We start from the raw sequence: 26,238 nt of genomic DNA on the forward strand, positions 1-26,238 counted from the left end.
CGCCTCCTCAACCCTGTACCGCGGCGACACCCGGCACGCGCTGCGACGCCATTCCGCTATCCGCATCCAGTGTCAGTGCCAACGTCTCCAGTAATACGAACAATTTGCCTAAACCCTCAAACAACACCGCAGCGGACGCCGGACGCGCCGCGCCGGCCCGTACCGGACGCCCGGATAGTTGCACCAGCAGACTACGCGCCACCTTGGCCCAGTCATCCCGCGCCTGCAACAGACGCCATACCGTGATGCTGGCCTGGCCGGCGGTCAACATACGCTTGAGCATGTCGGCATCGCCCGGCTGACCGCAACCGCCAAGCTGATTTACGGCCTCCTTCAGTAATCTGAAATACGGATCAACCTCGACCCGCCAGCGGTACCATGCAACAAGCTGCGACCCGCTCACTTGCGCACCCAGATTGCTCAGCAAATACCAGTGCGCCAGTAGCTTGCCGCTTTGCGGGTCGACAATCCGAGCAACGACACAGCGCAAAGTCGGCAACAAGCTTGATAAGACCTCGGTATCGGGCCTGCCTTTGACGCTCAAGCGCAACCTGACCGGCATCTCCGCCAATGATTGCAGGGCCGCCTTGCCCTTGTACATGACGCTTTGTGGGGGAGCGAATGCGAGTTTGTCAGCCAGTCTGGCCAGGGTCGCGCCAGGCTTACCATCGGCGTCGATCACTGCGCTTGTGGCGCGGCCCCGCACCAGCCAGCATAGTCCGCTGGCCTGCCATGTCAGCAGCATGTCGGGTAGTGGCATGCGCTCCGGCAGATGCACCATCGGCTTTCCAAAGTCTTGCTGCCGCAACCAATCGAGTTGCCGCAAACTGGCAGCGGCCGCCTTGCCTGACGTTGAATCCGGCATGCTGGCAGCAGTTGTCAGCAACTGGTGTGGGGCCGCCAATGGTATACCGTCACGGTCCGACAGCAACAAGCTCCCATGCAATGCATAGGCGTCACCACTCTGCTCTGAATGCAGGGCAACTTTGCCGCCCATTGCCAATACATAGGCATCGCAACCCGAATCTACTTCGGTACTGGCCTGCATCAACAGTTTCTTCTCCAGCATTCTGGTACTGATGGTGTCGTCGGTCAGGTCGCGCCACAAAGCCCGCGTACCGTCGAAACCGATTTGACCACCGGCCAGCGCATCAACATTCGCGGAGAGCTCTTGTGCATCGTGCGTCAGCGCGCGGATCAACTGTTGACATTGCGTCCGCAGGCGGGCCATTAGTGCGGCTTGTGCGGCTTGCGCAACTGCCTCCGCGGCCGCGCCTTCGACTTCCTGTGGTAACGGCGTCGGACTTTGGTCCAGATCCGCCTCGCCGGGAACGAACAACGCACTTCGACTCTCTGCCTGAAACACGCTTTCGACAAGTTGTAATCGGTCGGCGACCATCAGGTTTTCCGGTACCTTCTGGCCTGTCGAGACATAATGTACCGGCAACCGGTGCCGAATCACTGTATCGATCAGCACGCCTGGATGCGTGGCCTCGTCAACTTTGGTGAAGATACAGCCAGCCAGCTCGTTGTCGCCCGCGCCATGTTTATAGGCGTGCACCACTTCGTTGAGGGTATCGCCATGGCAGGCAGCGTTGAGCAACAGCAGACGCTTGACCGGACGGCCGGCACCACACAGCATGGCAACCTGATCAGAGACGCTGCGGTCGCGCTGGCTCTTGCCAACGGTATCGATCAGCACCATGTGCTTGTCACGCAAATCGTTCAGTACCAGCCGCAGATCGCTGGCATCTTTCACCGCATGAACCGACACGCCCAGAATCTGTCCATAGATACGCAACTGCTCAAAAGCGCCGATCCGATAACTGTCAGTTGTCAGCAGCGCCAGCTTTTCCGGGCCGAAGCGCATCACGCACCGGGCCGCAAGCTTTGCAGTGGTCGTCGTTTTTCCGACACCGGTAGGTCCCATCAATGCATAAACGCCGCCGCTGTCCATCATGGCGCTTTCGTTTTCCATCACAGGAAGATTCCGTGCCAGTTCTGCCTTTACCCAAGCCGTGCCGGAGGCGAAATTCTGGCCGGTCGGCAGATGATCAAGCATCGCCTTGGCCAGCCGTGCGCTAAAACCAGCACCGAGCAACATCCGCAACAGATGTCCGCGCACCGGATCGCGCCGTTGCTTGTCATTCCATGCCAGGCCGGCAAACTGCTCTTCGATCATGCTGCGCATCGCATGAATTTCGCTGATGACACTATCGGTCGCTGGCCCCGGTGGCAGACCGTCCGACAAAGCGGCGACCGGTAATGATACCTGGACAGGAGCGACGATGGGCGCCACCGCGGGAACGGCTGCCATCACTGGCATGATCGGACGGGTTGAGATAGCCGGATCCATTGTCGCGGCAAAGGACGGTGCAGCGATGGGCGCGATGGTCGGCATAACAGCGGGAGGCGATTCCATGACCGGCATGACTGGACGTTCTGGCGCAACCGCTTGCCTCGGTGCCAGACGGGACGGCACCGGTGGCAGGTCCGCACTATCGGCGATGGCGATGATTTCTACGCCGTCGGCGTGGGCACGATTCGACAAAATAACGGCGTCAGGTCCCAGTTGCTCGCGAACCAGGCGCAAGGCTTCCCGACTGGTGGGAGCAACGATGGTGGTCGCATTGTTAGGGGTGTTCAACCTTTTCCTCCGATAGTGGCGGTCACTTTAATGGTACGGGTATCCGGAATCTCAGCATGAGACAGCACCTTGAGCTGCGGCAGGCTGCGGCGCAAAAAGCGCGCCAGCAAAGCCCGTAGCGGATGTTGTACAACCAGGATGGGGACCAAACCAATTTGTTCCTGTCGGGCAATTGCCGCCTGCGTTTGTCGTAACAGGTTGTCCGCTAGTCCCGGCTCCAAACCGCTGCCATTGCTCAATGCCTGCAGTAACACGCGATCAAGCGAAGCGTCGAGGCCGATGACCTGCAGCGCCTCTTTACCGGGGAACAATTGCTGCGTGATCGCACGACCCAGCGCCAGACGCACTAACGACGTCAACTCGTTGACATCGCTCACGCTTGGGCCATTTTCGGATAACACATCAAGAATGGTGCGCATGTCGCGGATCGATACACTTTCATCAAGCAAGTTCTGCAATACCTTCTGCACACTGGTCAGACTGAGTATCTTGGGCACCAGATCCTCGGATAGCTTGGGTGCGTCCTTGGCGATACGGTCCAGCAGTTGCTGAACTTCCTGCCGTCCCAGCAACTCGGCCGAATGCGTATGGATCAGGTGGTTCAGATGGGTCGCCACGACGGTACTGGCATCAACCACGGTATACCCGAATATCTGCGCCTGTTCGCGCAAATTCTTATCGATCCAGAAGGCCGGCAGACCGAAGGCCGGATCAATCGTCTGGGTGCCCGGCAGCTTGGCGCTCACCTGCCCCGGATTGATGGCCATCCATTGACCGGGCCAGGTTTCGCCATGGCCGATCTCGACGCCCTTGAGCGTAATCACATAGGCATTCGGTTTCAGTTCCAGATTGTCGCGGATGTGCACCACCGGCACCAGAAAACCGATATCCTGCGCAAATTTCTTACGGATGCTCTTGATGCGGCCCAACAACTCTCCCTTTTGGGCTTTATCCACCATTGAAATCAGCCGATAGCCGACTTCCAGCCCAAGCGTATCCACCAGCACAACGTCGTCCCAGGTCGCCTCGGCAGGCTCTTCCGATCCCGTAAATGCCACCGCTGGTGTTTTCGACGCCACCGCTCCGCGCGCAGTACTCTGCATCCGGCGGCGTCCGATCCAGCAAAGGCCGCCGGCGATAATTAGAAACGCCACATGCGGCATACCAGGCACCAGGCCCATGAGCCCAATAATACCGGCCGTCAAAAACAGCACCTTGGGATTGGCAAACAACTGCCCCATCAATTGCTGCCCGACGTCTTCATTAGTCGTCACGCGCGACACAATCACACCGGCGGCGGTCGAAATCACCAATGCCGGAATCTGCGCCACCAGGCCATCACCGATCGTCAGCAAGGTGTAATTCTTTGCGGCCACCGACAGATCCAGCCCATGTTGGGCGACACCGACAACCAAACCGCCGATGATGTTGATGAACATAATGAGCAATCCGGCAACCGCGTCACCGCGCACGAATTTACTGGCGCCATCCATCGACCCGTAAAAATCAGCTTCTTGCGCCACTTCGGCCCGGCGCTTGCGCGCAACATCCTCGCCGATCAGACCGGCATTGAGATCGGCATCAATCGCCATCTGCTTGCCCGGCATTGCATCGAGCGTAAAGCGCGCGCCAACCTCGGCGATACGCCCGGCACCTTTGGTGATCACCATAAAGTTGATGACTACCAGAATGATAAAGACCACAATGCCGACCGCAAAATTGCCGCCGACCAGGAAATGTCCGAAAGCTTCGATGACCTTGCCGGCTGCATCTGGCCCGGTGTGGCCTTCGAGCAAAACAATTCGGGTAGAGGCAACGTTAAGCGACAGCCGCAATAGAGTTGAAAACAGCAAAACTGCCGGGAAAGCAGCGAAGTCGAGCGCCTTCATCGTGTACATGCTGACCAGCAGCACCATCACCGACAGGGCGATATTGAAGGTAAACAGCAAATCAAGCAGAAATGGCGGGAGTGGCAGGATCATCATGCCAAGGATCATGATGATCAGGATCGGCCCGGCCAAACCTTTCATCTGTCCGCTTGCCTGCAATAGCGTTGGCAAGCGCAACAAGGAAGACAATCCTGCCATCAATGAGGTATTTTCCTGCTTCATGCCCGACCTTCCAAAGGATCAAGCGCTTCAGAGACCGGCAGGTCGCTCGGCGTGCGTGGCGCGACGCCACCTTCTTTGTGCCATTGCTTCAATTGAAAAACCCAGGCCAGCACTTCCGCCACCGCGGTGTAAAGCGCGGTAGGAATTTCGTCGCCCAGATTGGTATGCCAGTACAGCGCCCGCGTCAATGGCGGCGCCTCCAGAATCGGCACGTTGTTTTGTTCACCGAGGGCGCGGATGCGTAATGCCACCAGATCGCTGCCCTTGGCAACCACCCGTGGTGCGCGCATTTTTTTATCGTCGTACTTCAGCGCTACCGCAAAGTGGGTCGGATTGGTTAGGACGACATCGGCGGTTGCGACTTTCGCCATCATGCGGCGCTTGGCCATCGCCTGCTGCTGTTTGCGGATCTTGGCTTTGATCTGCGGATCGCCGTCGCTTTCCTTGTGCTCCTGGCGCAGATCTTCTTTCGACATACGCAGCTTGCGGTAATGACTCCACAATTGATAAGGCACATCCAGCGCCACTACTATTAACAACGAAAGGATAATCATCGTGCAGCAGTTGGCAACCACGCTGGCCATATGCGGGAGGGCAATCCGTACCGGCTCGCTCAACAGGGCCAGAATGCTCTTCACATTGCGGGAGATCACCAGATAGGCGACACCGCCTACCAGCGCCGACTTGGCAATCGCTTTGGTCAGTTCGGCCAGCGTTTGCGTGGAGAACATGCGGCCGATACCTGCTGCAGGATTGAGTTTGGAGAAATGGGGAAGCAGCGATTCGGTCGTGAACAGCCAACCGCCCAGCATCAGCGGTGCCGCCAGTGCCGCCAGCGCCATCATGCCCAACAATGGTAGGACTGCCTCGAGCCCTTCGAAAGCGACTTTACCGGCTAGCTCCATCATTGTCGTTGGATTAAAGGCGGCGGCCCGCTCAAACTGCAAGCTCTGGCTTAGCACATGTTTCAAATGCGCACTCAGCGGCCCGGCGTTAAGCCACAGCCCAAAAATACCGGTTGCCAATAATACAAATGTGCTTAATTCTCGGGAGCGCGCAACCTGCCCTTGCTCCCGCGCCTTTTCAATGCGCTTGGCAGAGCCGGGTTCAGTCTTTTCGAGATCACTTTCTTCCGCCATGCTTGCTCCGAACCAGCAGAGGCGAAGAGCGCCCCATCAGGAAGGATTATCGATGCACAGGCAATGAATTGATCGGCCAAACAAGGCGGGGATTGACCTGCTTCTCACACAATCGGGCGAAGCTGGATCGGAGGACATAAGGGGACATCATCAATGGATTTTGTGGCTTGGATCTTGACGTCCGTCCTGGTGAGCACGGCCCGGTGTAGTTTCCAGATACATGGTCAAATACAGGATCAAATATAGGGGCAAATACAGTGAAGCGACTGTGTCTATTTTGGGTCACCGCTCTACCAAAAATCTCAGCCTGAAGCAATATTATTGCCATAGCCAAGCGCGCCCTTATGTCTGCCATCCGGCCCATACAAGGACTGACTCTTGCCACGCAATTGGTTGATCGACTGCCGGGTGTAATTCAAATGAGTATGAATCAGTACACCATTGTGATGATTGCGCTTCTGCGCCTGCGCAGCACGCTCAAGCAAGGTTTGCCAAGCCCGTTGCAACGTGACACCGCCTGCTGCTGCAGCGGCGTCAGCACCGTCGCGATCGACCGGATACCCACCTGCCCGGAGCTGGTGCTCGCGCTCCAGATCAAGCGCAGCAATGCGATCCACCAGTTGCGCCTTGTGTTCGGTAATGGCTGACAATGTATCAAAGTTACCATTAGTCATTGCTGCCTCTTCCTGATCCAACAATTTCAGAAAAGCATCGACAACCGCACTTTCCTCGGTCAGGTGAGTCAGCAGTTTGTTCATGATGTTTGCTGGCCGAATAATTCACGTACCGATTTAATCAGTCCATCGGCAATGTTGCCGGTATTCACTTGATATTGTCCACTACTAATGGCCAGACGAATTTGCTCCACGCGTGCAGCATTAAAATCGCCCGCGCCAGGTTGCGCCAATTGGGTTTGCAGTTGACGCACTTGCGCTCCCAGCGACGTCAGGTCCGCTGGTGACTGTGGCGTAACACTCGTCGCGACGCCTGCGGCGTCAGATGCAGTTGATGCGCGCGCCTGGCCGCCGGGCGGACTGATTGCACTACTCAGCGCAGTGATGGGTTGCTGGATTTTCACAATATTTCCTCAGTTTTCTCTGATAGCTATAACGGTAGATTACGCTAAAACTTTAGGGAAGCTTTAAAACTTGCACCGCGCCCGGCCTTGGATTGCGTTAATAATCCATCCATCAAGTATAGGAGAAGATCAAAATCGCTCAAAGACATATATTATCAATTCGATATTTCCACTGTACCATCTGGCCCCACGATGCCACTGAGTTGCTGCCCGCTCTGGGCCTTTACCGCTACCGCACCACCGACCGCGGCGTTGCCGACGGCTTTACCTTCAGTGCTGACGACGAACCCGTTCCCTTGTGCCACCAACCTGACATTTTGGCCATAGCGCACCACGATCGCACCGCTTAGCAGCTCCGCGCGCAGCGGCGCACCCGACCCGATGTGGTTAGAAGCAATCATGCCGTTGATCTGGGCCGGATTAGTAATAACACTGCGTGGCAGTGTCGTCAGATCGCCTTCACGCACCTCGATATCGGCTGGAGTCAGCTTCTCCCCGGCGGGAATAGGGCGCGTCGCGACATAATAATTCCCAACGATGGCAACATAGGCCGGCACATAGCGGGTCCAGGCTGATGGTCCTACTTGCCCAGCATTGCAGCGGACCCCGACCGACACCCGTCCCCATAATCTGGCGCCGCTCGGCAAAAAGGCTTCGGGCGCATCGCAAGCCGGTAACGCACCGGACATGGGCGTGTCGATCGTAATGCTGACCTTGCCCGGCATTCCGGCGGTCTGACTTATTAAAAAGCGTTCAATGACAGGTCGCGCCTCCCCGTCAAGCGGTGCCAGTCGCGACCCGGCTGCGGAACTTGCGGCTGGCGTCAGCGTTGCTCCGACGAGACAAAATAATGTCGCCGCGAACAATCCAGGCCAGTTTCTATTTGCATGCATGTTAGATCAATTTTCTATCTTGTAGAACTTGCCGGGCTGAAAAACAGGAGCGGTGACATGCAAGTTGCGCCCACGATAAAGTAATTTTTGATTGTAGGCAATTGCAGACAGAGCGAAACTGTTGATGTGCGTCGAATTTTGGGCCTTGTTCATACGATTGCACGAAAGTTTGTCGACATCCAACACGCAGATCACGCGGACGCCGCTCCGCAAAGCGCTGCACAAAGCGCTCCGCAACACGCATCGCCCCTGCAGCGTAGCAATTTCCTGCAAGGCGTGAATTGCACCGGAATTTCCCACCTGTTCCTACGATTGCTGCCCGTCGTGCCTGCCTATAATCCGTTGATACAAAGTTCCGGGATGCCGCCCGGAAAACTTCACATGACAGGTATAACGTGGTTGATAGACTTGATTCAGCACTTCACTTCCAACAGGAAGCACTCAACTTGCGCGCAGAACGACAACAGGTCTTATCGTCGAATATCGCCAATGCAGATACGCCTAATTACAAAGCACGCGATTTCGATTTCGGCAAGACCCTGACTCAGGCAGTTGAGCGGGGGCGGCAGTCGCAATCGATGTCGATGACCACCACCTCAGCGGGACACATGTCAGGCACAGCAACAGCAACAGCAGCTGGCGGTGCCGACCTGCAATATCGCAGCCCTACCCAGTCCAGCATCGACGGCAACACCGTCGAAATGGATGTCGAACGCGTGAATTTTGCGGATAACGCGGTGCATTACGAAGCCAGTCTGACGGTACTCGGTGCGCAGATCAAGACCATGCTATCGGCGGTTTCGTCATAATCTCTTAAGGCACGCGCATGTCATCTTCCAATGTTTCGATGAATATTTTTGATATTGCCGGTTCCGCGATGAGCGCGCAATCACAACGCATGAACGTCACCGCCAGCAATCTGGCGAATGCCGACAGCGCCACCGGCCCCGACGGTCAGCCGTACCATGCGAAGCAAGTGGTGTTTGCTGTCGCACCAACCGGTCAACAAAATCTTGGCGGGGTCCAGGTCGCTGGCGTGATCGAAGATCCGTCGCCGCTGCGCACCGTCTACGATCCCAAGAATCCAATGGCTAACGAGAGCGGCTACATCTCCATGCCGAACGTCAACGTCGTCGAAGAAATGGTCAACATGATTTCGGCATCGCGGTCTTACCAGGCCAACGTTGAGGTACTCAATACGGCCAAAACCATGATGTTAAAAACCCTCACCGTCGGTCAATAACGCCACCCAATTTAAGACGACGTCGTCGCCACCCAAGAAAGCCAGATCATGACAATCAGTTCAGCTACCGCCGCATCTTCCGCTTCATCGACCTCTAGCGCCACGGCAGCGTTAGCTGCTGCTTCTGATTCAGCGGAGCAACTGAACTCGCAGTTTCTCACGCTACTGGTCTCGCAACTGAATAACCAAGATCCACTGCAACCACTCGACAACGCACAGATGACATCGCAAATGGCGCAGATGAGCACGGTCAGCGGCATTCAAACGCTCAACAGCACGTTGAATTCGCTGGTGAGCCAAACCGGCTCCAGTCAAACCCTGCAAGCCGCTTCACTAATCGGAAAAGGTGTATTAGTGGCAGGCAATACGGAAACAGTGAGCAGCGGCAAGGCTACCCCGTTTGGCGTTCAATTATCCGGCGCCTCCGATACGACCACCGTCACTATTACCAATTCTGCCGGCAATGTAGTGAGCACTATGAATCTGGGTGCGCAAAGTGCCGGTTCGCAAACGCTGTCCTGGAATGGGCAGAACGGCAGCGGCCAGCAGGTCCCGGACGGCACTTACCAAATCGCTGTCGCCGCTTCCCTGGCCGGACAGTCTGTGACCGCGAACGCATTGAACTATGCACAGGTCTCAAGCGTCGCGCAAGGTACCACCGGCGTCAACCTGAGTCTGAGCAACGGTAGCACCACAGCCTTAAGCAACGTTCAACAGTTTTTTTAAGCGCGCTTTTAATTACCCGATAGTTCGTTTGGATCAGATCTCGTTTTGCGGTGGATTTGCGCGATCAGGGTTCGGATTTTTAATTCAATTGACTAAATTAGAGGCACATCATGGGTTTTGAACAAGGCGTCAGCGGCTTAAATGCCTCCTCCAGTAATCTCGACGTGATCGGGAATAACATTGCCAACTCTGGTACCACAGGCTTCAAGACCGGCACTGCGCAGTTCGCCGACGTATATGCCGGCTCGCAAAGCGGTCTCGGCGTCCAGGTCGCGACGGTTTCGCAAAATCTTTCGCAGGGGGTGGTAACGACCAACGGCGTCGGAACAGATGTCGCGATTTCCGGTAATGGATTTTTTCAGTTAATGGGTCCAACCGGCCAGATGTCGTATTCGCGCGATGGGGCCTTTACTCAGAATAGTAGCGGCTATCTCGTCGATTCCGCCGGCTTGCAAGTAACCGGCTATCAGGTTGGCGCCAACGGTGCAATCGCGGGTGGTACGCCCTCAGCATTAAAGCTGCCTATCAGCACACCGATGCCACCCAATCCGACGACCCAGATCAGCGCTGAATTCAATCTGAATTCAGGTGACACGACGCCGGCTACCACTCCATTCAACACCACAGATGCGACCAGTTACAACTATTCAAATACCATCACAGCATATGATTCGCTGGGAAATTCGCATGAGATCACCAGCTTTTTCGTCAATTCAGGCAGCAGTACCTGGAACGTTTACCAGACAATTGATGGTAAATCACTGACCTCTTCCAGCGCGTCCACTACTGGGACCAACATTGGCTCGCTGACGTTCAATAGCAGCGGCACGCTGGTCACACCTGCAAACGGCACCTTGACGTCCGGTAGTATCGCCTTAAGTAATGGTGCTGCGCCGATGAATTACACGCTCAATCTAACTGGCACCACCCATTACGGTAGCGCCGATGGCATGGTTTCTGCAGCGAAACAGAACGGCTACACATCGGGCATGCTGACGTCGTTTGCAATCAATAAAGACGGCACGGTGACCGGTCAGTTTTCCAATAACCAGACCAATACCCTGGGCCAGATCGTTTTGGCGTCGTTTGCCAATCCGAACGGCCTGGCAAACTCCACTGGGAACATCCTTACGGCAACCGCCGCCTCGGGTAACCCGCTGATTAGTGCCCCGGGCGGTAGCGCCGGGTCGCTAACCTCGGGCGCGCTGGAAACGTCGAACGTTGATCTGACTTCCGAGCTGGTCAATCTGATCATTGCCCAGCGCACCTATCAGGCCAACGCACAAACCATCAAGACTCAGGATGAAATCATGCAAACATTGGTGAGTGGTTTGTGATGATCTCGCAATCGTCGGACGCTACTGACAATATCGGCTTCAGCACGGAAGAGGTAGGGGAGCGTTTATGGATCGCATGATCTATATCGCCATGGGCGGTGCATCGCAGACCCTGGACCAGCAGGCATCGATAGCGAGCAACATGGCGAACGTATCGACGCCCGGTTTTCGTGCACAGCTCAATAACTTTCGCTCGGTACCGGTGGTAGGCAGCGAGTCACCCACCCGCGCTTTCGTCGTTGCTTCAACGCCCGGTGCAGACATGCGCAACGGTCCTACAACGGCCACCGGCCGCAGCCTCGATATCGCGGTCAACGGCGATGGTTGGCTGGCTGTGCAAATGCCCGACGGCACCGAAGCGTATACGCGGACCGGCAACTTGCAGGTCACCGCAGATGGTCAGTTGACGACCATGGATTTGCATCCGGTAATTGGCGAAGCAGGGCCGATAGCGATACCGCCCGGCTCAGCAGTGACCATTACCAAAGATGGATTGGTGAGTGCGCTCGGCGCAGGCGCTGCGCTAACCGACGCCGCGACGATCGGCCATCTGAAACTGGTCAATCCCCCCTCCGCCGATTTGGTACGCGGCGACGATGGACTGTTCCGCATGCGCCCGGATGTGGCGACACCCGCGGCCGATCCGTCGGTCACGTTGTTGACCGGCACCGTGGAGGGCAGCAATGTCAATCCGATCGAATCGATGGTCAGTATGATTACCAATGCACGCCGCTACGAGATGCAGATGAAGACGATATCGACCGCCGAGAGTAACGAACAACAGGCCAACCAGTTACTGACCATGACCTGATGCCGCAACAATTATGCGGGGCGGCGTCGGCTCGTCGGAAAGCGACCAACATACGTTATTTAAATCCAGTTCCAGCCTTACCATTTGCAGGAGTTTTTTATGATCTCATCTCTCTCGATTGCCAAAACCGGTCTTGATGCGCAACAGACCCAGCTCGATGTGATTTCGAATAACCTGGCTAACGTCGGCACTACCGGTTTTAAACGCAGCCGCGCCGTGTTCCAGGATCTGATGTATCAGAACCTGAGCCAGGCTGGCAGCCAAACCTCTGACCAAACCAACATGCCATCCGGACTGCAAGTTGGCGGCGGAGTGCGTGTTGTCACCACTGAACGCATCAACACTCAGGGCACACCGACCCAGACAAGTAATCCTACCGACGTCGCAATTAACGGCAACGGCTACTTTCAGGTACTGATGCCTGACGGCACGCTGGCTTATACCCGCGACGGCTCGTTTCAGACCAATCAGAACGGCCAGCTAGTCACCGCCAGCGGCTATCCGGTACAACCGGCGATTACCTTGCCGGCCAATTCCACCAGTCTGACCATCGCATCGACTGGCGCGGTCACAGTGACGCAAGCCAACAGCACCGCCAATGTGCAGGTCGGCACCCTGCAACTGGCGACTTTTCTGAATCCAACCGGTCTGCAAAGCAGCGGCAGCAATCTTTACGTCGAAACCGATTCGTCAGGGGCACCAACCCAGAGCGCACCTGGCCAGAGCGGTACCGGCACCCTGAGCCAGGGTTATGTCGAAGCATCGAACGTCAACGTGGTGGAAGAACTTGTCAACATGATCCAGACCCAACGCGCGTACGAAATCAACAGCAAAGCGGTCACGACTTCAGATCAGATGCTGCAGAAGCTGACCGATTTGTGATGAATGGCGCATTCATGGCGAGTAATAAGGTGAATAATCGGTTTCACGGCTTGACCGCGTTAGCTGCGATGTTGACTCTGATGTTGGCTGGATGCGCACAAATACCGCGCAAGCCGCTGGTGCAGCAGCCAATGACTGCGCGCCCGCCCCTGCAACCGATCGTCGCCGTGAATGCCGCGATTTATCAATCAGGTTTTGGGGCGCAGGCCCTGTTCGAAGATCCTCGTCCACGCAGTGTCGGCGACATTCTGACCATTGTCGTTGTCGAAAATGTCAACGCCAGCAAGAACTCAGCAGCCAACAGCAGTCGCACCAGCGCCGTCAATTCCACGCTGGGGATATTACCGAAAATCATGGGCAGTCTGACGAACAGTATGAGCGCCGATGGCAGCGGTGCCAACACCCTGAATGCCAAGGGCGGTGCCAATGCTGCCAATACCTTCAACGGTGTCATTACTGTGACGGTGACCGAGGTGCTGGGTAACGGCAATCTGCTGGTCAGCGGTGAAAAACAGATGATGATCAATCAAGGCACCGAATTTATTCGATTCTCGGGCGTGGTCAATCCCCGCACGGTCACCGGCACCAACACTGTATCGTCGACGCAGGTAGCAGATGCGCGCGTCGAATATAGCGCCAAAGGCTATATCGACGAAGCCCAGAACATGGGTTGGCTGCAACGATTCTTCCTTAACGTATTGCCCTACTGATGACCCCTACCCCATTCTTCAGGCGCAGCGGCCGACGCTGGAACACTCTGGTATGCAGCATATTGTTCTGCTGCGCCTGTGCCGTCCCAGCCCAGGCGGAACGGCTCAAGGAACTGGTCAGTATTCAGGGTGTGCGCGACAATCCCCTGATCGGCTACGGCTTGATGGTCGGCCTCGATGGAAGCGGCGATCAAACCACGCAGACGCCGTTCACCACCCAGACACTCACCAACATGCTGTCTCAGCTTGGCATTTCCGTGGCGGCCGGCACCACCATGCAGCTAAAAAACGTCGCTGCGGTGATGGTCACCGCCACCCTGCCATCGTTTGCCCGTCCCGGCCAGACCATTGATGTCACCGTGTCTTCACTGGGTACATCCAAGAGCCTGCGTGGCGGCACGCTGCTGATGACGCCATTGAAGGGCGCCGATAATATGGTGTATGCGATTGCTCAGGGCAATATGGTCGTCGGCGGTGCAGGTGCGTCGGCTAATGGCAGCAAGGTACAGATCAATCAACTCAACTCTGGTCGAATTCCTGCCGGTGCGATTGTCGAACGCGCAGTGGCTTCAGCGCTTACAGACGACGCGAATGTGATGCTGGAACTCAACGAATCCGATTTCGGCACCGCGGAAGCTGTGGTCGAAGCGATTGATCGCGCCATGGGAGACGGCACCGCCACCGCTCTGGATGCGCGTGTCATTCGTCTAATCGCACCAGGCGGCCCACGGGCACGCGTGAGCTTTCTGGCCCGCATCGAAAATATCGATGTGATACCGGCGTTGGCCTCAGCCAAGGTCGTCATCAACGCTCGCACCGGCTCGGTGGTGATGAATCAAGCGGTCCGTATTCAGGATTGTGCGGTCGCGCATGGCAGCTTATCGGTCGTCATCACGACCAAAACCGAGGTCAGTCAACCCAATGCATTTTCCGGCGGAACTACCGTCGCATCACCGACCTCCCAGATTTCAGTGAACCAGGCAGGCGGCGCATTGCAGGTAGTGCGCAAGGGCGCTTCGCTGGCCGATGTTGTAAAGGGCTTGAATTCGCTCGGTGCCAATCCGCAGGATCTGGTATCGATCCTGCAAGCGTTAAAAGCTGCTGGCGCATTGCGTGCCGAGCTGGAAATTATCTAGCAACATGAGTCTGACCTCGACCAGTACCACGACCGGGCTAACGACTTCCAGCGGCGCTCTCGATCAGCGTTTTGCACTCGACGTGCAAGGTGTCGATAAGCTGCGCCTGACAACCCGGACCTCACCGCAGGAAGGTCTGAAACAGGTATCGCGCCAGTTCGAAGCCATGTTCATGCAGATGGTGCTCAAGAGCATGCGTGACGCGACCCCGTCCGACGGCCCCTTCGATAGCGATCAGCAAAAAATGTTCACCTCGATGTTGGATCAGCAGCTCGCGCAAAGCCTGTCCGGTCGCGGCCTTGGACTAGCTGACGCGATGCAAGCCCAACTCAAGCGCAGCATCAATCCCGTTCCGGACGATGACACAGCGCCGATCAAACCCCTGAATTCGCCCGCTAAGGCTTTCGACCTCATGCAGCACGGCTTGCCATTACCCGCAGTAGCGCCAGCCGCCGCGCCGAATCTCTCGTTCTACGACGCCGCATCCGGTCACTCCGCACGCGCCGCCAGCGGCACTTCGCAAGCACGCATTGAGCAGTTCGTCGCACGCATGGGTGCATCCGCGCAAGCCGCTAGTGTGGCCAGCGGAGTACCAGCACAACTGATTTTGGCGCAGGCAGCACTAGAATCCGGCTGGGGTCAGCGCGAGATCAAAGACGAGAATGGCAACCAGAGTTACAACCTGTTCAGTATCAAGGCTGGCAGGAACTGGAAAGGGCCGGTGGTCGAGGCCACTACCACGGAATATGTCAATGGCATTGCGCAATATACCAAGGCAACTTTCCGGGCCTACGGATCGTATCAAGAGGCGTTCACAGACTACGGGAAGTTCCTCACCAGCAACCCACGTTATGCGCAGGCACTGGCGGCTGGCGATCCGGTAGAGGCGGCGTACGGCCTGCAACGTGCAGGCTACGCCACCGATCCGCAATACGGAGGAAAGCTGGTGCGTATCATGAAGCAGATTGCATAAAGGTCCGTTATTTCTCTGATTTTGCACCACGACCTCATCGCCACCGATGGCAATACGCGACGACTTTTAGAATACCCTAAAGTTTACGGCTAGCCTGCCGTTATATCGAATGTGAGCAGTATTAGCAAAGCTAGCAATATCGGCAATATCGATTACTTGATTTTTTCAGAACGGACTGGCATGTCGAACAGCTTAATTTCTATCGGGATCAGTGGCCTGGCGGCAGCACAGGCAGGCTTGACGACTACCGGCAATAATACCGCCAACGTTAATACTCCCGGCTACGACCTCGAAACGGTACAGACCGTGCCGGGCGCCGGTTCATCGACCTCAGGCACCTATATAGGCTCCGGTACCCAGGTAAGCAATATCACGCGCAGTTACAGTCAATATCTCACTACCCAATTGAATCAGGCGCAAGCAAGCAGCGCTTCGCTAAGCACCTATTCCACGCAGATCAACCAGATCGACAGCCAGTTGGGCAGTACGACTACCGGCCTGGCACCGTTGATGCAGACTTTCTTTACCGACGTTCAGGGGGTCGCCAATTCACCCGACGATACCGCCGCGCGTCAGCAATTGATCAGTTCAGCGCAATCGTTGGCCAATCAGTTCAGCACCACGAGTGCCTATCTTTCAGGTCTGAGCACCGGTGTTAACAGCGAGATTGCAGGCAATGTCAGCCAGATCAATTCGTACACCAGCCAGATTGCTGGTCTGAATACCCAAATTTCACAGGCCAGCATCGCAGCCGGCGGCCAGGCACCAAACGGCTTGCTCGACCAACGCGATCAGCTCGTGAGCCAGCTAAGCAAGGTGGTCGGCACCACAGTCGTGACGCAAAGCAACGGTCAACTCAACATCATCATCGGTAACGGCCAGAGTCTGGTTCAGGGCGGCAAGTCCTACGCACTGCAAGCGGTTAGTTCTGCTGCCAATCCAAATCAGACAGTCGTAGCACTGACAACCGGCAGTGGCCAGCCAACGGTATTGCCGGATAGCACGCTGACCGGCGGATCGCTTGGGGGAGTGCTGCAATTCCGAGACAGCTCCCTGGCGTCAGCACAAAACGCGATTGGACAATTGGCTATCACCGTAGCCTCTACAGTCAATGCGCAGCAAAGCCTCGGCGTCGATCTGAATGGTACGCAAGGGCAGAACATATTCTCCCAGGCCAGTCCGACGATCGTCGCAAACACGGCAAACACCGGCAATATGGCATTCACGGCAGCTTTCTCAAATGCCGCGCAATTGACCAACAGCGACTACAAGCTCACTGTGTCAGGCGCTCAAAATGCCTTGCAATACTCGGTCACCCGCTTGTCGGATAATACCGTTGTAGTTCCTCCTACCGCTACCGCCTCGCCACTTGCCTTTGATGGCGTGACGCTGTCAGTTGCCAGCGGTGCAGCGAATTCAGGCGATTCATTCTTGATTCAACCGACTCTCAACGGCGCGCAAAATATGCAGATGACGCTGACCGATCCGGCCGGCGTGGCCGCGGCCTCGCCCATCGTTACCGGCAATACAACCACCAATCAGGGAAGCGGCGCGCTTAGTGCCGGCACGGTCAACGCAGCCTATCTGGCGACGCCTTTGACAAGTGGCGTGACACTCACCTATAACAGCACCTCGGGCACATTAAGCGGATTCCCGACTTCGGCTCCCGTCACTGTGACGCCATCGGGTGGCACGCCAACCACTTATGCCGCGGGAACTGCAGTCCCCTTTACCGCCGGTGCCGCGATGAGCTTTAACGGCATCAGCGTCAGCCTCAGCGGCAAGCCGTCCAACGGCGATACCTTCACTATCGGTCAAAATACAAGTGGCGTGTCCGACGGCAGCAATGCGCTGTTGATGGGAGCGTTACAGAACGCAAAGACCATGAACGGCGGCACCACCAACTATAACGCCAGCTACACGCAACTCGTCAGCAGCGTTGCCAACCAGGCCAGCCAGCTGAATACCGCGAGTACGGCGCAAACCTCCCTGACCTCGCAAATTCAGGCATCTCAACAATCGGTATCAGGTGTGAACCTGGATGAAGAAACCAGCAACCTCTTGATGTACCAGCAAATGTATCAAGCCAATGCCCAGGTGATCCAGGCTGCGGTGACGACCTTTGCAGCGATATTAGCTGTGGCCACAAGTACTTAAACAGGAAAATATAATGCGTATCAGTACTCAGACGTTTTATGCACAAAGTATGGCCGCGATGAGTTCGCAGCAAAGCAGTCTGTCTCAGGTTCAGGCAAAGCTCGCTTCGTCGAGCCAAATGGTTTCTCCTTCGGACGACCCGGTTGGCGCAGCGAATGCGCTTACGGTCTCACAAGCGATGTCGCTCAATGGCCAATACGCTGCCAGTAATACCCAGGCAACGCAATCGCTATCGATGGAATCAAACGCGCTGCAAAGCATCTCCACCCTGTTGATCAGCGTCAAGAGCCTGGTAATAGAAGCTGGCGATGGCGCATTATCGGATGCTGACCGAGGCTCAATCGCGATTCAATTGCAAAGCGACTACACTCAGTTGCAAGGATTAGGCAACAGCCAGGACGGCAATGGCCAATATCTGTTTGCCGGTTTTGTGAGCGGCAATGCACCATTTACGCAGCGGGCAAACGGCAGCATGTCGTATAACGGCGATCAGGGCCAGCGCATGATGCAGGTGAGCGCATCGCAGCAGATCTCGGCCAGCGATGCCGGCGGCACTGTTTTCCAGTCGGTTCAGAGAGGCGCAGGGTATGTCACGTCTGCCGCCAGCGGCAATAGCGGCAGCGCCGCGTTCGGACAGACCGCGATGGCAAATGCATCCGATCCCAATTACGGTCAGGATTTTGTCGTCAGTTTTACCGGCGGCAACTATAGCGTCGCCACGACCACCGCCCCAAACACCTTGATCGCGAGCGGCACTTACACCGCAGGCACGCCGATTAGCTTCGGTGGCGTCACCCTGTCCGTCACCGGCACCCCAGCGAACGGCGACAGCTTGAATGTGACCACCGCCAAAAATGCAGGCACCGATATGTTCGGCGCTATCAGCGACATTATTACGGCGCTCCAACAACCGGTTAGTAATGGCACCCCTGCTGCTTTGGCGCAATTGCAGAACGCCTTAACTACCGGCAACGTCAAGATCACGAATGCACTCAACAACGTAACGACGGTGAATGCGTCAGCCGGTTCGCGCCTGAATGAATTATCGACACTCAGTACCGCCGGCACCACCTCCAGTCTGGCGTATCAGACCACGCTATCGAACTTGCAGGACGTGGACTATGCGAGCACGATTGCGCAGTTCTATCAGGCCCAGACAGCGTTGCAGGCATCGCAACAGGTATTTGTGAAGATGCAAGGCATTTCACTGATGAATTACGTACAAGGCCGTTAAGCCTGATTGTTCCGTTAATAAGGCCCGCGACGGATGCTAATCATCAGCCATCTTTCCCCGGCCCCACTCCTTACCCGCGCCAACGGTCCGAAGTTGTAAACAAAGACGCGCCGCTCATCCAGTGCCCTGCTTAAAAAACCTGACTTCGGTGTGTTCGCCTGGCTCGAACGCGCCTTTGACACCGCGCTGCATCACAGTCAAGCTAGAATCGGCAATGGAACCGGGACCAGCGAACGCGTGTCCAGCTTCGTTCTAAATTTTTCCACGGCACCGATGAACAGCGCCGGGTCCATTGGCCGCCCGAACAAATAGCCTTGCAGCGCATCACATCCGAGTTCGGTCAGGAACGCCTGCTGTGCTTCGGTTTCGACGCCTTCGGCCACGATCCGTAAATCAAGCGTACGGCCAAGTGCCACAATCGCGGCGACGATCGCAGCATCGTCCGTGCCGTATTCCAGATCGCTGACAAAACCACGATCTATCTTCAATTCATTAGCAGGCATCCGCTTCAGGTAGAGCAAACTGGAATAACCGGTACCAAAATCGTCGATTGAAATATCAATGCCAAGATCTGCTATCTGTTCCAGGATTGCCATGCTGGCATCGACGTCCTCCATAGCGGTTGACTCGGTCACTTCCAGCGTGAGGCAATGCGCAGGGAGATCGTGGCGGGCTAAAGTTTTTTGGAGGACCTCCAGCAGATCGTCATGCACGAACTGTAATGTAGACAGGTTAACCGCTATTCTCCAGTCGTGGTTGCCGAGGTCGTACCACTTCCGCATCTGGCGGCAGGCTTCGTCCAGTACCCATTCGCCGATCGGCACGATCAATCCGGATATTTCCGCCAACGGGATAAAATCGGCAGGCATGACGAGTCCACGGGTCGGATGCTGCCAGCGCAGTAAGGCTTCCGCACCTAACACCGGACCGTTGGGCGCGTTCAGCTTAGGCTGATAATGCAGCACGAATTCGTTACGCTCCAGCGCCAGTCTCAATTCCTGCAGTCCGCGCAACTGATTTTGCGTCTTGGCGTTCATCGACACTTTGAAAAAATGATAAGCGTTGCGCCCCGTTTTCTTGGTGTGATACATGGCCGACTCGGCGTTCACCATCAGATCGTGCTCGTTGCTGCCGTCTTCCGGATAGATAGCAATACCGACGCTAGCCGATAACTGGAATTCATGCGCGTTGATGTGAAAGGGCTTGTTGATCAGCGCAACCAGGCGGCTGGCAATAGTGGCGGCCGCTACCGGCTCGCTAAACTCCACCAGCACCATGAATTCATCACCCCCCAGGCGTGCCACTGTGTCCTGCGCCCGCATGATGGTCCTGATCCGCCCCGCTACTTCGACCAACAGCAGATCTCCTGTGTTGTGACCGAGCGAATCGTTGATGATCCTGAAACCGTCGAGATCCGTGAACATCAGTGCGAAATGGCTTTGATCGCGAGCCGCTTTGTGAATTGCCTGGTTGAGACGATCTTTCAGCAGGCTGCGATTCGGCAGCTTGGTGAGGTTGTCGTAGAGCGCCTGGTGCGAGAGTTCCTCGTTAGACTCGGCCAGCGACATCGCCCATTTGGCCGTACGCGCTTCCAGCCGTGCATCAAACGCCGAAATCATCAATGTAACGGTTAGTACCGCCAACACCACCACCACGATCACAAGCGCCAGCCAGCCAGGTCCGACTGCCGCGCTGGCCGGCATGCTAACGCTGTTAAGCGGAATTCTGGCCGCCGCCATGCCTGTATAATGGATGCTGGAAATAGCCGCACCCATGACTGTCGCCGCGACGACCCGTGCCAACAAGACATGCGATGTGTTCTTGCGTAACCGGAAGGTAATCCACAATGCGGCAGCGGCAGCAGCGATCGCAATCGCAACAGAGGCGGCAAGTAGCGACGGATCGTATTGGATACCGGGCTGAATCCGCAGCGCTGCCATGTCGGTGTAGTGCACGGCAGTGATGCCAGCGCCCACCACAATCGCACTGGTGCTGAGCCGCTCCAACGGTAGCTCAGGCCGACTGACCTGCCACAGCGCGAACCCCGCCACCACCACTGCAATGAGCACCGATAACAAGGTAATAGATAGATCGTAGCTCAGCGGAATCGACAAACTGAAGGCCATCATGCCGACAAAATGCATGGTCCAGATACCAAGTCCCATCGAGACGGCACCGCCGAACAGCCAGCCGTATACAGCTGTTCCTGCCGCGGCACCTATTCTTGCCGCCATGTCCAGCGCCATAAACGAAACGAACATGGCAACCAGAAAGGAAATTACCACCATAGAACTGTTGTAATGATGAATGAGCATTTTTTTAGGCTGTCAACATTGTGGATCAGCACTTCCTGGTATGTTTACCTGATCGCCGGAGATATGCTTGAAAGCACTGATTTGGATGTGACGCAACGTCGGCAGTTGCCGTAATGATGCTGAAAAATGCACGTTGCGTACGGAGTCCAGAGTAAAAAACATGCCAAAACCTTATAAAAGCAAAAAGCGGGGGCGCTCTACCTAAGTTAACGGCAATCCCTCGAAAAGTATTAGGGTCAGATTGGCGGTAAATAGCGATATCGGTGGTTACAATCCTCAACCTATAATCCTGAAATTAGCATTCTGAAATTAGCATTCTGAAATTAGCGTTCTGAAATTAGCGTTCTGAAACCCAGCGACATAGCGGCCTCCGGCCTGACAGCGACACAATGCAAAAACCCTCCCAAGCTTGGTCCTCCGGACCGGCACCAGAGACGCCCGTGCAGCAAATCGGCGGTCTGCTGTCGCGTGGACTTTTTGCGCAAGGACTACAAGTTGCCACGGATGCTCTGGCCCACGATAGCGATAACCCCGACCTCTGCCAACTGGCCGGCATCTGCGCGGTGAATCTCGGCCTCCACGCGCAAGCGGAACAATTCTGGCGACGGGCCGTCGCGCTTGCACCATACGCAGCTGGCGTCCACGCCAACCTTGCCGTCTTGCTGGAACAACTGCAACGCGACGAGGAGGCTGAGCAATGCCATAGGCAGGCCTTGAAACTGGCACCGGCGAATGCCGGAAACCATTTCAATCTGGGTATTTTTTTATCACATCGACAGCGTGTCGACGAAGCGGAACAATGCTATCGGCAAGCACTGACGCTTGCACCCACAAACGCCAGGATACACGCCAGCCTCGGTGTATTAATGGCTTCGCATCAACGCGATAAAGAGGCTGAATACAGCTATCGGCAAGCCCTTGTGCTAGCGCCGGCGGACGCCGGAACGCACGCCAACCTCGGTGTCTTGCTGGCATCCCGACTGCGCAACGAGGAAGCGGAGCAATGCTATCGACAAGCGCTTGCACTGGACCCGGCAAATGCTGGAACACACTCCAACCTCGGGCTATTGCTCGTGGCACAGAAACGTCCCGAAGAGGCGGAGCGGCATTATCGGGAGGCGCTCGCGCTTGATCCAGGCAATGCGAAAGCCCATACCAATCTCGGACTGTTGCTGGAATACCGCAAACAGGACGATCTGGCCGAGCAGCACCACCGCGAGGCAATCTGCCTGAACCCGGCATCTTCGGAAACCCGCTTCAATCTGGCGAATTTGTTAGCAAGCCAGCAGCGCGACGCGGAAGCCGAGCAACTCTACCGGCAAGCAATTGTCCTCAAACCGATCAGCGCCATTGCCTATTCCAATCTTGGCACCATGCTGATGAATTGCCAGCGCTTCGACGAAGCGGAACTGTGCTTCCGCCAAGCAATGACATTGCAACCAGACTACCTGCTGGCACGCCACAATCTCGCGCTATTGCTGCTGTCTCTCGGTCGCTTTTCCGAGGGCTGGGGCTATTACGAGGCACGTACCAACACCGGCACGACAACGCCTGAACTGGCCTGCCGGCAGTGGCAGGGCGAGTCTCTGGCTGGAAAATCACTTCTAGTATGGCCAGAACAAGGCTTGGGCGACATGATGCAGTTCACGCGCTACGTGCCGTTTTTGAAGGAACAAGGGGCGACATACATCACACTGGTTTGTCATCCCCCACTGAAAAGCCTGATGACCACGCTGGCGGGTGTCGATAAGGTGGTTGCCATTGGCGACATGGGAGTGCTCCCAACGCATGATTACTGGACCTTGCCGCTCAGCTTTCCGCTGCATTGCAAGACCGGACTGGAGACGATCCCGGCACATTTGCCCTACCTGCACGCGCAACCGCAGCGTCTGGCCGAATGGTTGCCACATTTGCCGCAGCAGGGATTTCGAGTCGGGCTGGTCTGGAAAGGCAACCCCTTGCATGAAAATGATCGGCACCGCTCCTTGCCGGGATTAGCGAACCTGGCCCCACTCTGGTCGGTACCAGGTGTGACATTTATTAGCCTTCAAAAAGGCGCGGATGAAGATGTCGCCCAACAACCTGGCCCAACGCAGCCGTTACGGCATCTTGGCAGCGCCGTCGCCGATCTGGCGGACAGCGCCGCCATCATTGCACAACTCGATTTACTGATCTGCGTCGACACCGCCGTCGCGCATCTCGCTGGCGCGCTTGGCAAGGACTGCTGGGTACTTTTGCCTGCTTACAAAACCGATTGGCGCTGGATGCAAACGCGACATGATACGCCGTGGTATCCGGGCGCACTGCGCTTATTCCGCCAACAGCATAAGGAGAAAGGGGAATGGACGGCGCTGATAGCGGAAGTGACGCACGCACTAATGGAGAAAGTTGCAGAAGCTGGCGCAAATTTTGCTGCCTGCCGCGTTGAGGCTTTTGCCCTTACGTCAGATCAACTGGCACTATACCCACAGGAACGAAGGCCATAGCCACAGATTGCCGTGATGGGGAGATGCGGTCAAATTGTCCAGGCAGATACAGAGTCAAGCAAGCCATGCTTGATCGCGTAATGGGTCAACTGCGCATTCGTCCTCACGCCCATTTTTTCGAACACCCGGGAGCGATAAACGCTAACGGTCTTCGGACTGATGGATAGATTCTTGGCTATTTCGGTGCGGGTCTGGCCCGAGGCAATCATTCGCACGGTCTGGAATTCACGGTTCGATAATTGTTGGTGCGGCATCAACTCGTCTTCGTGTATGACGTGGTTAGCGAGTGACTCCGCCAGGTTCTGGCTGATGTATTTCTTTCCACGTGCAACCACACGCACCGCTTCCAGAAGTTCATCGGGGGTGCTGTCTTTGGTCATGTAGGCTGCCGCTCCGGCTTTCAGGGCGCGTACCGCGAACTGTTCCGGACCGTAACTGCTAAGCACCATGATCCGCAGCATCGGTTCACGCTTCTTCAGTAAATGCAGAATTTCGATGCCATCCTTGTCGGGCATCGCAATATCCAATATCAATACATCGCATGGTTGTTCGCGCAAAACCTGCGTGATACCAACATAATCGCTGGCCTCACCGATGACTACGATACCCGGGCTGGCACACAGAATGTGCTGCAATCCCCGACGAACGAGCCGTTGATCATCGGCAATCAGTACGCGAATCGGTGCTACAGCTGAAATATCCATCTCTATCTATGCGGTTTGTGAACAACTGTTAAAAGTGATGCGATTATCGGCCATTGATCGAGTCCGCACAAAGCAAAATTTAACATTTGAGCAACAATTTGTTACACAGGCGAATAAAGTGTGCATACGTGATCAATAAGCTAATAATTTTCGTTATTCGTTCTATTCTGCTTCCTTTTCCAATCGATGTAACCAAGCCAACAGTTCCGCTACTGCCACATACAACTGCGGTGGAATATGAGCATCCAGATCGACCCGCAGCAAAAGGTTAACCAGCTCTGGCGACGCGTGCACATACAATCCATTTTCACGGGCCCGCTCAATGATCGCTTCGGCGACCAAACCATAGCCTTTTGCCAATACCAGAGGGGCTTGGTCCCCCCTGCCCGATGATAGTGCTACCGCGCTTTGGCGCTGTTCATGTCCGGTTTCCATCAAGCCTTATTCCGTCGTGTCGGTTGATCTCAGCGGTGCCAGCGGTACCACATGCAAGCCGCTCAACTGTAGTCCGACATCGGCAAAACGTTGTCGCAAAGCCGCACTCTCGTTCCGCAGCGCCACCCTGCTGGCATCTTCGCCGGCGGCCATATCGGCATGTACATTGTCGCCGCAGACGCTCACGCTTAGTTCGATAGTCCCCAGCTTCGGCAGGGTAATTGCCACGCGCGTATTCCAGATGCGCGCCACGCCTGATACGACAGCGGCTTCCGGCTGCGCATCCTTGCGCTCGTTAATTTCCCACTCCATCCTGGCATCCGGCCAGGCTTCGCCACTCCAGCGAAATACCGGCATTGCCAGCAATTCGAGCTGCTGACGGACTAGCCCCGCAGCGTCCGGGTGCACCGTCGGTATTAATGGACGATCAGCACGTATGATGGCCGAAGACATCGACGCAGAATTGTCGTCCAGTGCGCGTGTCGGGAGCGGCGCCCTGCTGCCGGCTCGATAAGCTGCCTCCACACTGACAGAACCGGAATTGTTGCGTGGCGAGATCGCTAGCGTTGTTAGCGCAGCAGTCGTTACTAACTGCGCATCGCCATTGATGAAGGTGACAATCGATGCGGCTGAGGTGGGTTGTTGAGGAATTTGTGACGTCAGTGCGTCGCTACCCGTATCGGGTATGGAGGTTGGATACATAGCGTCATCTGCTACCGGCGGTGCCACATCGTCGTCCGGTGCCGGCCATCCGAGAGCTGCCTGTGGCTCCTGCAGCATTTGCTCCCATGTACGACCACCGGCTGCAAACTGCAGCAGATGCGCTTCGTAGAACAGACCACTGGTGATGACCGTGCTGGCAAGTTCTGCCGCCAGCAGATCCGGCGCCGGACTAAGCGTTGACGACCAGATCGGTACACTGCCTTGCAGCGCTTCAACGTCCGCTGGCGTGGGCCCCAGAATGGCGCTGATCACACGCGCGGCAATACTCAGAGTGGCCCCGTCAGCGGATGGGGTCGATGGCAATACATCGCCATTGGCATCCTGGCCAACTAGCAAATCCAGCGCCTGTCGGGATGGAATACGCGGATCGTTAGCGATCACCTGTGTGCTGACGGCCGCTCCAGGACCACCAACGTCGGTCTGTGCACGCAATGGCAACAAATCAGCCCGCTGCCCCAGCGTAGTTGCCATTAACGTATCAACTCTGGGCATCACGCC

General features: G+C 56.2%; 22 protein-coding genes. 12 read left to right on the forward strand and 10 right to left on the reverse strand.

Annotated features, from left to right (window positions below; genetic code table 11):
- Nucleotides 1-7: 7 nt before the first annotated feature.
- The 6 genes from flhF to flgA all read right to left on the reverse strand — a co-directional run bounded on the left by flhF (nucleotide 8) and on the right by flgA (nucleotide 7,868).
- The gene (flhF, locus tag JQN73_RS02265) at nucleotides 8-2,647 is read right to left on the reverse strand and encodes a flagellar biosynthesis protein FlhF (RefSeq protein ID WP_240162397.1); all 2,640 of its coding nucleotides are present in this window, start codon (nucleotides 2,645-2,647) and stop codon (nucleotides 8-10) included.
- Nucleotides 2,644-4,734 (reverse strand): flagellar biosynthesis protein FlhA, encoded by a 2,091-nt coding sequence (flhA, locus tag JQN73_RS02270; RefSeq protein WP_205323130.1) that lies wholly within the window; start codon nucleotides 4,732-4,734, stop codon nucleotides 2,644-2,646. The genes flhF and flhA overlap by 4 nt, the downstream gene beginning before the upstream one ends.
- Nucleotides 4,735-4,754: 20 nt before the next feature.
- Nucleotides 4,755-5,897, reverse strand: coding sequence for a flagellar biosynthesis protein FlhB (flhB, locus tag JQN73_RS02275; RefSeq protein ID WP_205321514.1), 1,143 nt, complete (start codon nucleotides 5,895-5,897; stop codon nucleotides 4,755-4,757).
- A gap of 302 nt (nucleotides 5,898-6,199) precedes the next feature.
- Nucleotides 6,200-6,655 (reverse strand): flagella synthesis protein FlgN, encoded by a 456-nt coding sequence (locus tag JQN73_RS02280; RefSeq protein WP_240162398.1) that lies wholly within the window; start codon nucleotides 6,653-6,655, stop codon nucleotides 6,200-6,202.
- The gene (gene flgM, locus JQN73_RS02285; protein WP_205321516.1) at nucleotides 6,652-6,975 is read right to left on the reverse strand and encodes a flagellar biosynthesis anti-sigma factor FlgM; all 324 of its coding nucleotides are present in this window, start codon (nucleotides 6,973-6,975) and stop codon (nucleotides 6,652-6,654) included. The genes JQN73_RS02280 and flgM overlap by 4 nt, the downstream gene beginning before the upstream one ends.
- Nucleotides 6,976-7,130: 155 nt before the next feature.
- Nucleotides 7,131-7,868 carry a flagellar basal body P-ring formation chaperone FlgA gene (gene flgA, locus JQN73_RS02290; protein WP_205321519.1) on the reverse strand — a complete coding sequence of 246 codons (738 nt, stop codon included), beginning with the start codon at nucleotides 7,866-7,868 and terminating at the stop codon, nucleotides 7,131-7,133.
- A 395-nt stretch (nucleotides 7,869-8,263) separates the two neighbouring features.
- Between flgA and flgB the strand changes: the two genes are divergently transcribed.
- The 11 genes from flgB to flgL all read left to right on the forward strand — a co-directional run bounded on the left by flgB (nucleotide 8,264) and on the right by flgL (nucleotide 19,077).
- Entirely contained in the window at nucleotides 8,264-8,677 is a 414-nt protein-coding gene (gene flgB / locus JQN73_RS02295) for a flagellar basal body rod protein FlgB (RefSeq protein ID WP_205321521.1), read from the forward strand.
- 38 nt (nucleotides 8,678-8,715) lie between these two features.
- Entirely contained in the window at nucleotides 8,716-9,111 is a 396-nt protein-coding gene (gene flgC, locus JQN73_RS02300; RefSeq protein WP_205323132.1) for a flagellar basal body rod protein FlgC, read from the forward strand.
- Between the two features lie 48 nt (nucleotides 9,112-9,159).
- A complete protein-coding gene (locus tag JQN73_RS02305) occupies nucleotides 9,160-9,837 on the forward strand; it encodes a flagellar hook assembly protein FlgD (protein WP_205321522.1) in 678 nt (225 codons plus the stop codon).
- A 110-nt stretch (nucleotides 9,838-9,947) separates the two neighbouring features.
- A complete protein-coding gene (gene flgE, locus JQN73_RS02310) occupies nucleotides 9,948-11,174 on the forward strand; it encodes a flagellar hook protein FlgE (protein WP_205321524.1) in 1,227 nt (408 codons plus the stop codon).
- Nucleotides 11,175-11,241: 67 nt separating this feature from the next.
- Nucleotides 11,242-11,985 (forward strand): flagellar basal body rod protein FlgF, encoded by a 744-nt coding sequence (locus JQN73_RS02315; RefSeq protein ID WP_205321526.1) that lies wholly within the window; start codon nucleotides 11,242-11,244, stop codon nucleotides 11,983-11,985.
- 99 nt (nucleotides 11,986-12,084) lie between these two features.
- Entirely contained in the window at nucleotides 12,085-12,867 is a 783-nt protein-coding gene (flgG, locus tag JQN73_RS02320) for a flagellar basal-body rod protein FlgG (RefSeq protein WP_205321528.1), read from the forward strand.
- A gap of 14 nt (nucleotides 12,868-12,881) precedes the next feature.
- Nucleotides 12,882-13,577: a flagellar basal body L-ring protein FlgH gene (locus JQN73_RS02325; protein WP_205321530.1), complete on the forward strand. Its 696-nt coding sequence runs from the start codon at nucleotides 12,882-12,884 to the stop codon at nucleotides 13,575-13,577.
- A complete protein-coding gene (locus JQN73_RS02330) occupies nucleotides 13,577-14,713 on the forward strand; it encodes a flagellar basal body P-ring protein FlgI (RefSeq protein WP_205321532.1) in 1,137 nt (378 codons plus the stop codon). Before JQN73_RS02325 ends, JQN73_RS02330 begins: the two co-directional genes overlap by 1 nt.
- A gap of 4 nt (nucleotides 14,714-14,717) precedes the next feature.
- Complete coding sequence (gene flgJ, locus JQN73_RS02335; protein WP_205321534.1) at nucleotides 14,718-15,686, forward strand: flagellar assembly peptidoglycan hydrolase FlgJ; 969 nt, start codon at nucleotides 14,718-14,720, stop codon at nucleotides 15,684-15,686.
- Between the two features lie 180 nt (nucleotides 15,687-15,866).
- The gene (gene flgK / locus JQN73_RS02340; RefSeq protein ID WP_205321535.1) at nucleotides 15,867-17,843 is read left to right on the forward strand and encodes a flagellar hook-associated protein FlgK; all 1,977 of its coding nucleotides are present in this window, start codon (nucleotides 15,867-15,869) and stop codon (nucleotides 17,841-17,843) included.
- A gap of 13 nt (nucleotides 17,844-17,856) precedes the next feature.
- Nucleotides 17,857-19,077: a flagellar hook-associated protein FlgL gene (gene flgL / locus JQN73_RS02345; protein WP_205321536.1), complete on the forward strand. Its 1,221-nt coding sequence runs from the start codon at nucleotides 17,857-17,859 to the stop codon at nucleotides 19,075-19,077.
- A gap of 197 nt (nucleotides 19,078-19,274) precedes the next feature.
- Here flgL and JQN73_RS02350 read toward each other — a convergent pair whose 3' ends face one another.
- A complete protein-coding gene (locus JQN73_RS02350; RefSeq protein WP_205321537.1) occupies nucleotides 19,275-21,392 on the reverse strand; it encodes a bifunctional diguanylate cyclase/phosphodiesterase in 2,118 nt (705 codons plus the stop codon).
- A gap of 389 nt (nucleotides 21,393-21,781) precedes the next feature.
- On the opposite strand from JQN73_RS02350, the gene JQN73_RS02355 reads away from it, so the two are divergent.
- Nucleotides 21,782-23,878: a tetratricopeptide repeat protein gene (locus JQN73_RS02355; protein WP_205321538.1), complete on the forward strand. Its 2,097-nt coding sequence runs from the start codon at nucleotides 21,782-21,784 to the stop codon at nucleotides 23,876-23,878.
- A gap of 29 nt (nucleotides 23,879-23,907) precedes the next feature.
- Here JQN73_RS02355 and JQN73_RS02360 read toward each other — a convergent pair whose 3' ends face one another.
- From JQN73_RS02360 to JQN73_RS02370, 3 genes are all read right to left on the reverse strand, one after another.
- The gene (locus tag JQN73_RS02360; RefSeq protein WP_205321539.1) at nucleotides 23,908-24,582 is read right to left on the reverse strand and encodes a response regulator transcription factor; all 675 of its coding nucleotides are present in this window, start codon (nucleotides 24,580-24,582) and stop codon (nucleotides 23,908-23,910) included.
- Nucleotides 24,583-24,744: 162 nt separating this feature from the next.
- A complete protein-coding gene (locus tag JQN73_RS02365; RefSeq protein WP_205321540.1) occupies nucleotides 24,745-25,017 on the reverse strand; it encodes an EscU/YscU/HrcU family type III secretion system export apparatus switch protein in 273 nt (90 codons plus the stop codon).
- Nucleotides 25,018-25,023: 6 nt separating this feature from the next.
- Nucleotides 25,024-26,211, reverse strand: a complete 1,188-nt coding sequence (locus JQN73_RS02370; RefSeq protein WP_205321542.1) for a flagellar hook-length control protein FliK — start codon at nucleotides 26,209-26,211, stop codon at nucleotides 25,024-25,026.
- Nucleotides 26,212-26,238 lie beyond the last annotated feature (27 nt).

This window comes from Glaciimonas sp. PAMC28666 (genome assembly GCF_016917355.1).
Taxonomy (GTDB): domain Bacteria; phylum Pseudomonadota; class Gammaproteobacteria; order Burkholderiales; family Burkholderiaceae_D; genus Glaciimonas.

What these genes read in the sequence shown, in the direction of transcription:
- flhA (WP_205323130.1), bottom strand. Translation starts at nt 4,734, where the DNA reads ATGGCAGGATTGTCTTCCTTGTTGCGCTTGCCAACGCTATTGCAGGCA.
- flhB (WP_205321514.1), bottom strand. Translation starts at nt 5,897, where the DNA reads ATGGCGGAAGAAAGTGATCTCGAAAAGACTGAACCCGGCTCTGCCAAG.
- JQN73_RS02280 (WP_240162398.1), bottom strand. Translation starts at nt 6,655, where the DNA reads ATGAACAAACTGCTGACTCACCTGACCGAGGAAAGTGCGGTTGTCGAT.
- flgA (WP_205321519.1), bottom strand. Translation starts at nt 7,868, where the DNA reads ATGCATGCAAATAGAAACTGGCCTGGATTGTTCGCGGCGACATTATTT.
- flgC (WP_205323132.1), top strand. Translation starts at nt 8,716, where the DNA reads ATGAATATTTTTGATATTGCCGGTTCCGCGATGAGCGCGCAATCACAA.
- JQN73_RS02305 (WP_205321522.1), top strand. Translation starts at nt 9,160, where the DNA reads ATGACAATCAGTTCAGCTACCGCCGCATCTTCCGCTTCATCGACCTCT.
- flgE (WP_205321524.1), top strand. Translation starts at nt 9,948, where the DNA reads ATGGGTTTTGAACAAGGCGTCAGCGGCTTAAATGCCTCCTCCAGTAAT.
- JQN73_RS02315 (WP_205321526.1), top strand. Translation starts at nt 11,242, where the DNA reads ATGGATCGCATGATCTATATCGCCATGGGCGGTGCATCGCAGACCCTG.
- flgG (WP_205321528.1), top strand. Translation starts at nt 12,085, where the DNA reads ATGATCTCATCTCTCTCGATTGCCAAAACCGGTCTTGATGCGCAACAG.
- JQN73_RS02325 (WP_205321530.1), top strand. Translation starts at nt 12,882, where the DNA reads ATGGCGAGTAATAAGGTGAATAATCGGTTTCACGGCTTGACCGCGTTA.
- JQN73_RS02330 (WP_205321532.1), top strand. Translation starts at nt 13,577, where the DNA reads ATGACCCCTACCCCATTCTTCAGGCGCAGCGGCCGACGCTGGAACACT.
- flgJ (WP_205321534.1), top strand. Translation starts at nt 14,718, where the DNA reads ATGAGTCTGACCTCGACCAGTACCACGACCGGGCTAACGACTTCCAGC.
- flgK (WP_205321535.1), top strand. Translation starts at nt 15,867, where the DNA reads ATGTCGAACAGCTTAATTTCTATCGGGATCAGTGGCCTGGCGGCAGCA.
- flgL (WP_205321536.1), top strand. Translation starts at nt 17,857, where the DNA reads ATGCGTATCAGTACTCAGACGTTTTATGCACAAAGTATGGCCGCGATG.
- JQN73_RS02350 (WP_205321537.1), bottom strand. Translation starts at nt 21,392, where the DNA reads ATGCTCATTCATCATTACAACAGTTCTATGGTGGTAATTTCCTTTCTG.
- JQN73_RS02355 (WP_205321538.1), top strand. Translation starts at nt 21,782, where the DNA reads ATGCAAAAACCCTCCCAAGCTTGGTCCTCCGGACCGGCACCAGAGACG.
- JQN73_RS02360 (WP_205321539.1), bottom strand. Translation starts at nt 24,582, where the DNA reads ATGGATATTTCAGCTGTAGCACCGATTCGCGTACTGATTGCCGATGAT.
- JQN73_RS02365 (WP_205321540.1), bottom strand. Translation starts at nt 25,017, where the DNA reads ATGGAAACCGGACATGAACAGCGCCAAAGCGCGGTAGCACTATCATCG.
- JQN73_RS02370 (WP_205321542.1), bottom strand. Translation starts at nt 26,211, where the DNA reads ATGGCAACTACGCTGGGGCAGCGGGCTGATTTGTTGCCATTGCGTGCA.